Consider the following 8,035-nt stretch of genomic DNA (forward strand, 5'->3'; position numbering starts at 1 on the left):
GGTGAAAAGATTTCCTACCCCCAGGGCGGCTTTATTTTTGGCTATCGGCAGGATCAGCCGGTGCGGGTGTATTACCTGCCCGAGCAGCCGGCCAGTAGCGCCGTGGTCGATACCCCTGCCGCACTGTGGGCCACTCCAGGGGTACTGGGTTGTATTGGTCTGCTGTTCACCCTTGCCGGCCTGTTAAGGGTTAACCGCCAGTGCGGTCGCGGCGCAGTTCATTCACATAAAGGACTTTGAACGATGAGCTACAACATCCCGATCCCGCTCAATGAGAGTCGCTGGCAGTATCAGACCGACAGCGGTGGCGGTCTGACCGTAGCCTTGGTGGCGGGCAGGGCTGGTGGTCGGCGGTTCGGCCACGGCCCTGTTGTTCGGGCTTGATCCCGAGCTGCTGGCGTTGGCGGCGGTTCTGAGCTCCAACCCGGCGACCTCGCTCATTGCCTCCTCCACGGTCAACCGGCAGTTGCTGCAGTCGGCCAAGGGGGCGGTGGTCATGGCCGGCATGAACGCTGGTGTGCAGGCCGGTGGAGGCGCCGCGATCTACATGGGCTATCTGTTCTAGTCGCGCATAGCAGGTCGATATAACGCCCACAAAAAAGCCGCGAATCAACGCGGCTTTTTCGATTCCAACAACGCTAGACGTTGAAGCGGAAGTGCATCACATCGCCGTCTTTGACGATGTAATCCTTGCCTTCCAGACGCCATTTACCGGCTTCTTTGGCACCGGCTTCGCCCTTGTACTGGATGAAGTCGTTGTAGGCGATGACTTCGGCGCGAATGAAGCCTTTCTCAAAGTCAGTGTGGATCACGCCAGCAGCTTGTGGTGCGGTGGCACCGACGCGGACGGTCCAGGCGCGGACTTCTTCAACGCCGGCGGTGAAATAGGTCTGCAGGTGCAGCATTTCGTAGCCAGCGCGGATTACACGGTTCAGGCCAGGTTCTTCGAGGCCCAGGGCTTCGAGGAACATGTCTTTTTCTTCGCCGTCTTCAAGCTCGGCAATTTCCGCTTCGATCTTGTTGCAGACCGGCACAACCATTGCGCCTTCTTCTTCGGCGATGGCCTTGACCACGTCCAGCATCGGGTTGTTTTCGAAGCCGTCCTCGGCAACGTTGGCGATGTACATGACCGGTTTGGTGGTCAGCAGGTGGAAGCCACGGATCACCGCTTTCTCATCGGTGCTCATGTTCTTCATCAGGCTGCGCGCAGGCTTACCGAGGGTGAAGTGAGCGATCAACTGCTCCAGCAGACCTTTCTGAACCACGGCGTCCTTGTCACCGCCCTTGGCGTTGCGGGTGACTTTCTGCAGTTGCTTCTCGCAGCYGTCGAGGTCGGCGAAGATCAGTTCAAGGTCGATGATCTCGATGTCGCGTTTCGGGTCGACGCTGTTGGAAACGTGAATCACGTTCTCGTCTTCGAAGCAGCGGACCACGTGAGCGATGGCATCGGTTTCACGGATGTTGGCCAGAAACTTGTTGCCCAGACCTTCACCTTTCGAGGCGCCGGCAACCAGGCCAGCGATGTCGACGAATTCCATGGTGGTCGGCAGGATGCGCTTTGGATTGACGATGGCCGCCAGGGCCTCCAGACGCTTGTCCGGCATCGGCACGATACCGGTATTCGGTTCGATGGTGCAGAAGGGGAAGTTCTCGGCCGCGATACCGGATTTGGTCAGGGCGTTGAACAGGGTGGACTTGCCGACGTTAGGCAGGCCGACGATGCCGCAATTGAATCCCATGGTGTTTCCCCTAGGAGTTAGAGTCAGGCCTTCTGGCTGTGCAGGTTTTTCATCGCGCGGTTCCATTCTCCGGCGAGGATATCCGGCAGCACGCCGAGGGCAAAGTCGATGCTGGCATCGAGTTTTTCCTGTTYGGCGCGTGGCGCACGACCCAGGACAAAGTTTGAAACCATACTGGCAACGCCTGGGTGGCCAATACCGAGCCGCAAGCGGTAAAAGGTATTTTGATTGCCCAGTTGCGCGATGATGTCGCGCAACCCGTTGTGACCGCCATGCCCGCCGCCCTGCTTGAGCTTGGCAACGCCGGGTGGCAAGTCGAGTTCGTCATGCGCCACCAGTATTTCTTCCGGTTTGATCCGGAAAAAACCGGCAAGAGCCGCCACGGCCTGGCCGCTACGGTTCATGTAGGTGGTGGGAATCAGCAGACGAACATCCTGACCCTGATGCGAGAAGCGCCCGGTCAGGCCGAAATATTTGCGATCGGCCACAAGGTTGACGCCTTGTGCTTGCGCGATGCGCTCAACAAAAAAGGCCCCTGCGTTATGCCGGGTCTGTTCGTATTCGGCGCCTGGATTTCCCAGGCCAACGATCAGTTTTATGGCAGTCACATCAGGGGCCCTTCTTTGGAGTGGTGGATAACATCGTCGCAATAGGTGTGTGCGGCGAAAGTGGACAAAAAATGCTCATTTACCAGTATGTAAACTTCGCGTTCCCGCCCGCTTTCTCGCTACGTTCCAGTCCGCGATGTTATTTGCTCACTCCGGCGTACAGAGTGAATTACTCTGCAGCGCCTTCTGCAGCTTCTGGAGCAACACGTGGAGCGTGAACGTTGGCAACAGCCAGGTCGTTACCGTGAGCCAGAGCAACAAACTCAACGCCTTTAGGGGCCTTGAGGTCGGACAGGTGAATGATCGAACCGATTTCGGCGTTAGCCAGGTCGACTTCGATGAATTCAGGCAGGTCTTTTGGCAGGCAGGAAACTTCAACTTCAGCAACAACGTGCGAAATTTCGCCGCCTTTTTTCACTGCAGCAGCTTCGTTGACGAAGTGCACAGGAACGTGAGCGGACAGTTTCTGGCCAGCAACAACGCGTACGAAGTCAGCGTGCATCACGTGGCCTTTGGCCGGGTGACGCTGCAGAGCTTTGATGATTACGTTTTGCTTGGTGCCGCCAACATTCAGCTCGATGATGTGGCTGTAGGCCGCTTCGTTTTCGAGCAGTTTGGCAACTTCTTTGGCCAGCATGCTGATGGATTCAGGGGCTTTTTCGCCACCGTAAACTACAGCTGGAACCAGGCTTGCGAGACGACGCAGGCGGCGGCTCGCACCTTTCCCCAGGTCGGAACGCACTTCAGCATTCAGAGTAAAATCGTTCATGTTGTATCTCCAAAATAACCACATTCGCCCCAGCGTTTGCGACCAGCGCTAAAGGCGATATGGGCAAAAAAGCCCCGCCCCGACAGGTTATGCCGGGGCGGGGCGCTTTTCGTCATCGAGATGTATCCGAAGGGCAGGGCCCTTAGCGGAACATCGCGCTGATCGATTCTTCGTTGCTGATGCGGCGAACCGCTTCGGCAACTACCGGTGCGATATCCAGTTGACGGATACGTGCACAGGCTTGTGCTGCAGCGGACAGCGGGATGGTGTTAGTCACCACCAGCTCGTCCAGCACGGAGTTTTCAATGTTTTCGATGGCCCGACCCGACAGCACAGGGTGTGTGCAGTAGGCAAAGACTTTGGCAGCGCCATGCTCTTTCAAGGCTTTAGCCGCGTGGCACAGGGTGCCGGCGGTATCGACCATGTCGTCAACCAGAATACAGGTACGCCCTTCGACATCACCGATGATATGCATCACTTCAGAGTGATTGGCTTTCTCACGGCGCTTGTCGATGATCCCGAGATCCACGCCCAGGGATTTGGCAACAGCACGTGCACGCACGACGCCGCCAATGTCCGGGGACACGATCATCAGGTTTTCGAAGCGTTGATCTTCGATGTCATCCACCAGTACCGGGGAGCCGTAGATGTTATCTACCGGAATATCGAAGAAGCCCTGGATCTGGTCAGCATGCAAATCAACCGTGAGAACACGATCGATGCCGACTACGGTAAGCATGTCAGCGACGACTTTCGCGCTGATAGCCACACGTGCGGAACGCGGACGGCGATCCTGACGGGCATAACCAAAGTAGGGGATCACCGCAGTGATTCGAGTGGCTGAGGAACGACGGAAGGCATCAGCCATCACGACGAGTTCCATCAGGTTATCGTTGGTCGGAGCGCAAGTCGGCTGAATAATGAAGACGTCTTTACCGCGGACGTTTTCATTGATCTCGGCAGTGATTTCGCCGTCGGAGAACTTACCGACAGAAATGTCACCGAGAGGGATATGCAGCTGACGTACAACACGCCGAGCCAGATCGGGGTTAGCGTTCCCCGTAAAGACCATCATCTTGGACACGCGCAGTACCTGAAGGCTGAGGGTAACCTGGATGAGTATAGGAAAATGGCAGGGGCGGCTGGATTCGAACCAACGCATGGCAGGATCAAAACCTGCTGCCTTACCGCTTGGCGACGCCCCTGTATCTGTTGCAACGAGTACCCAGTACCCGGTTCTTTTAGAGCAGACTTTGCAGCTTGCGATGCAACATCGAAACGTTGCTTCCTTTCGCTACAAACCCTGTAAGGGTCTCTGTAAGAAGGGCCGAGACTTTATCAGCTTCAGCTTTGCTTGGGAAGCCCCCAAACACACAACTTCCAGTTCCGGTGAGTTTTGCTTCGGTAAAATTACCTAAGAAATTCAAAGCGTTACGTACCTCTGGATAACGCCTTGTTACCACCGGTAAGCAGTCATTTCGACTGTTTCCCTTGGGAACGGGGCGCACTTTAATGGGAGAAGAGTTACGTGTCAACAGCGGATCTGAAAAAATTTCTGCTGTACTTACAGATACTTGCGGCACCAGTACGAGATACCACGGTTCTTCCGGGTCTACAGGGGTGAGCTTTTCTCCCACGCCTTCGGCGAAAGCCGCGTGTCCACGCACGAAAACCGGGACGTCGGCGCCGAGTGTCAGGCCCAGCGTGGCCAGTTGATCCTCGTCCCAGTCCAGTTGCCAGAGATGATTGAGGCCCAGCAGCGTGGTGGCCGCATTCGAACTGCCGCCACCGATTCCACCGCCCATGGGCAGGACTTTTTCGATCCAGATATCAATGCCCAGCGAACAACCGGACTGTTCCTGAAGTTTTTTGGCGGCTTTGACGATCAGGTTGCTGTCGTGAGGGACGCCTTCGAATTCGGTGTGCAGACGAATGACACCGTCATCGCGTACGGCGAAGGTGATTTCGTCGCCGTAATCGAGAAATTGAAACAGCGTCTGCAACTCGTGGTAGCCGTCTTCACGGCGACCCAGGATATGCAGCATCAAATTCAGTTTTGCCGGCGAGGGCAGGGTCAGGCGAGTAGCAGGCATGTCATTGCCCCAATTTGCGAGGTTGCCAGTCCTTGATCACCAGCGTGACATCAAGGTCGGTGCCGTGCAGTTTGATCCGCTCGGGCAGCCAATAACCGTTTTGCTGGATGTAGCTGAGGTACTCGACTTGCCAGCCATCCTGCTCGAGATTGGCCAGGCGACTGTCGGCATCCAGGTTCAGGCGGCTTTTGCTGTCAGGTGCGGGCAATCCGCGAACCCACCAGACCAAATGCGAAACCGGCAGTTTCCAGCCCAACTGTTCTTCGAGCAGGGCTTCAGGCGTTGGCGCCTCAAAGCGGCCCTGGTTGGCCACTTCCAGCGACACTTGGCCGGGACGACCGGTCAAGCGTGCCGCGCCGCGACCCAGCGGGCCGGACAGGCGAATATCGTAGTAGTCCTGTCGTTGTAGCCAGAACACGGTGCCGCTGCCCGAGTCTTTCGGGGCCCGGATACCGACCTTGCCGTTGATTTGCCAGCCATCGAGGCTGGTCAATTGCTGTTTGTGCACGCGCCATTGCGCGGAATTGCCGTGGCCCTCGACGGATTCACGGGCGCCAAAGCCCGCGCAGCCGGCGAGCAGGGCGATGAAGCTGAAAACGATGATGTGGCGCAAAAACATGATTTTAAAGAGTCTCGGAACCGGTCAGGCGCTTGATGGTGCTGCGCAGGGTAGGGCTGTCGGGTTGTTCCTTGAGGAATTTGCCCCAGATTTGTTTGGCTTCGCGTTGCTTGCCGTTGGCCCACAGGACTTCACCCAGGTGCGCCGCGACTTCCTGATCGGGGAAACGCTCCAGGGCCTGGCGCAAGTAGCGTTCGGCTACATCGAGGTTGCCCAGGCGGTAATTCACCCAGCCGAGGCTGTCGAGAACGGCCGGGTCTTCCGGGTTCAGCTGGTGCGCGTGCTCGATCAAGGTCTTGGCTTCGTCATAACGCGTGGTGCGGTCGGACAGGGTGTAACCGAGGGCATTCAGCGCCATGGCGTTGTCCGGATCACGCTTGATGATCAGTCGCAGGTCTTTTTCCATCTGCGCCAGGTCATTGCGTTTTTCCGCGAGCATGGCCCGGGTATAAAGCAGATTCAGATCGTCCGGATACTGCTTCAAGCCTTTATCGAGAACGGCCCAGGCGCGATCATCCTGCTTGTTGGCAGACAGGGTTTCGGCTTCGATCAGATACAGCTGGATCGCGTAATCCGGTTGTTCGTCGCGTGCTCTGGCCAAACGGCTTTGGGCTTCGGCGGTGCGTCCGTTGTTCATCAGGATGTCGGACTGACGCAGTTGCGCCGGCAAATAGTCGTTGCCCGGGCCGACCAGTGCGTACTCGATCAGGGCGCCTTGCGGGTCGTTGCGTTCTTCGGCGATGCGACCCAGGTTCAGGTGGGCCGAGTCGACATGGCTTTCCCGGGCGATCAGGTCTTCCAGATAACCCTTGGCTTCCTTCCAGGCCTTGGCTTCCAGGCAAACCAGTGCCAGGGAATAGCGCAACTCGTCGTCTTCCGGATACTGCTGGACCAGGCTTGAGAACTGCTCTTTGGCGTCGTTCATGCGGTCCTGTTCGACCAGCATGCGGGCATACGTCAGGCGCAAGCGTTTGTCGTCCGGGTATTTGCGGATGCTTTTTTCCAGCAGCGGCAGCGCTTCTTTGCCACGGTTAAGGCTTTGCAGCAGGCGTGCGCGCAACAGAATCGGGGCGATTTCACCGTCTTGCGGAGGGTTTTTCTCAAGCAGTGCCAGTGCACCCTTGGTGTCACCGTCCTGTTGCAGCAACAGGGCCTTGCCGAAAATCAGTTGGCTGTTTTTCGGATGGCGCAGCAGCAAACGGTCAAAACTTTTCATCAGGCCGTTGCGGGTGTCCTGATCGGTATCGGCCGCAGACAGGGCGAGGAAGTCGAAGTGAGTATCGCCCTTGCCCAGCAGAACCTTCTCCATATAGGCCATGGAGTCGTCATAACGCCCGGCGCGGGCCAGTTGCACGGCGGCGGCGCGCTGTGCTTCGAGGTCGTTCGGCGCGTTTTTCGCCCAGATCAGCGAGCTATCAAGCGCTGCCTGATCGGCGCCAAGGTATTCGGCGATGCGAAAGGCTCGCTCGGAGATGCCCGGGTCCTGGGTATTGACGGCCTGGGTCACGTAGTTGTCCAGCGCGATGTCGAAACGATTGCGCTGGCCAGCCAGTTCCGCGCTCAGCAGGCTGAAGATCGTGTCTTCGCTGAACGAGCTGTAAACCTTGGGCTTTTCAGGGGCTTTCGTGCTGCCTTCGACCGGCGGCGTGCCGCTCGGCGAAACGGGTGCCAAGGCCTGGCAGCCGCTGAGGAAGACAAAAGCGAGGAGCAACGCGGAAGATCTATTCATAGGGGAAGAGGACGACTAACCTGCGGTCGGATCATCATGACACAAGCCTTCGACCAAACATAACCGGCCTGTCAATTTGCCGTTGAACTCAATCCCTGTGCAGGTGCTCGAGCACCTGTATAGAGGCAAGGTATCAGGACAATAGTCGGCAATGGTTGTTCTGAGTCAGGCGAAGTAGGACAATTGTCGGCTTCTCGACATCATCAGCGATCTTGAATGGCCTTCCTTGCACTCGGTATTAACCACAAGACTGCTTCCGTAGACGTCCGCGAGCGCGTGGCTTTTACCCCGGAACAGCTGGTTGAGGCCTTGCAGCAGCTCTGCCGACTCACCGACAGCCGCGAAGCTGCGATCCTCTCCACCTGCAATCGCAGTGAACTCTATATAGAACAGGATCAGCTTTCTGCCGATACCGTGTTGCGCTGGTTGGCCGATTATCACCATTTGAGCCTCGATGAGCTGCGTGCCAGCGCTTATG

At 57.3% G+C, this 8,035-nt stretch carries 8 protein-coding genes, 1 tRNA gene and 2 pseudogenes; 3 read left to right on the plus strand and 8 right to left on the minus strand.

All coding sequences use genetic code 11. The features are described from left to right. Together AC1DH9_RS15650 and AC1DH9_RS15655 are read left to right on the plus strand one after the other, a co-directional pair. Positions 1-240: DUF3592 domain-containing protein (locus tag AC1DH9_RS15650; protein ID WP_477808391.1), on the plus strand; the 240-nt coding region annotated here is incomplete at its 5' end. Between the two features lie 3 nt (positions 241-243). Next, a pseudogene (locus tag AC1DH9_RS15655) lies at positions 244-565 on the plus strand (hypothetical protein). Between the two features lie 73 nt (positions 566-638). Here AC1DH9_RS15655 and ychF read toward each other — a convergent pair. The 8 genes from ychF to AC1DH9_RS15695 all read right to left on the minus strand — a co-directional run bounded on the left by ychF (position 639) and on the right by AC1DH9_RS15695 (position 7,557). Next, positions 639-1,739: a redox-regulated ATPase YchF gene (gene ychF / locus AC1DH9_RS15660; protein ID WP_477808392.1), complete on the minus strand. Its 1,101-nt coding sequence runs from the start codon at positions 1,737-1,739 to the stop codon at positions 639-641. Between the two features lie 23 nt (positions 1,740-1,762). Next, the gene (gene pth / locus AC1DH9_RS15665; RefSeq protein ID WP_477808393.1) at positions 1,763-2,347 is read right to left on the minus strand and encodes an aminoacyl-tRNA hydrolase; all 585 of its coding nucleotides are present in this window, start codon (positions 2,345-2,347) and stop codon (positions 1,763-1,765) included. 169 nt (positions 2,348-2,516) lie between these two features. Continuing rightward, on the minus strand, positions 2,517-3,116 hold the full coding sequence (locus AC1DH9_RS15670) for a 50S ribosomal protein L25/general stress protein Ctc (protein ID WP_054595617.1): 600 nt from the start codon (positions 3,114-3,116) through the stop codon (positions 2,517-2,519). 142 nt (positions 3,117-3,258) lie between these two features. Next, positions 3,259-4,200 carry a ribose-phosphate pyrophosphokinase gene (locus tag AC1DH9_RS15675; RefSeq protein WP_003171603.1) on the minus strand — a complete coding sequence of 314 codons (942 nt, stop codon included), beginning with the start codon at positions 4,198-4,200 and terminating at the stop codon, positions 3,259-3,261. 46 nt (positions 4,201-4,246) lie between these two features. Then, a tRNA-Gln gene (locus tag AC1DH9_RS15680) sits at positions 4,247-4,321 on the minus strand. Positions 4,322-4,357: 36 nt separating this feature from the next. Next, complete coding sequence (gene ispE / locus AC1DH9_RS15685) at positions 4,358-5,209, minus strand: 4-(cytidine 5'-diphospho)-2-C-methyl-D-erythritol kinase (protein ID WP_477806140.1); 852 nt, start codon at positions 5,207-5,209, stop codon at positions 4,358-4,360. Position 5,210: 1 nt separating this feature from the next. Beyond that, positions 5,211-5,828, minus strand: coding sequence for a lipoprotein insertase outer membrane protein LolB (gene lolB / locus AC1DH9_RS15690; RefSeq protein ID WP_427545601.1), 618 nt, complete (start codon positions 5,826-5,828; stop codon positions 5,211-5,213). A 4-nt stretch (positions 5,829-5,832) separates the two neighbouring features. Next, positions 5,833-7,557, minus strand: a complete 1,725-nt coding sequence (locus AC1DH9_RS15695) for a tetratricopeptide repeat protein (RefSeq protein ID WP_429540275.1) — start codon at positions 7,555-7,557, stop codon at positions 5,833-5,835. Positions 7,558-7,773: 216 nt separating this feature from the next. Here AC1DH9_RS15695 and AC1DH9_RS15700 point away from each other — a divergent pair. Next, a pseudogene (locus AC1DH9_RS15700) lies at positions 7,774-8,035 on the plus strand (glutamyl-tRNA reductase); the annotation flags it as partial.

The organism is Pseudomonas sp. 05T35 (assembly GCF_056396605.1).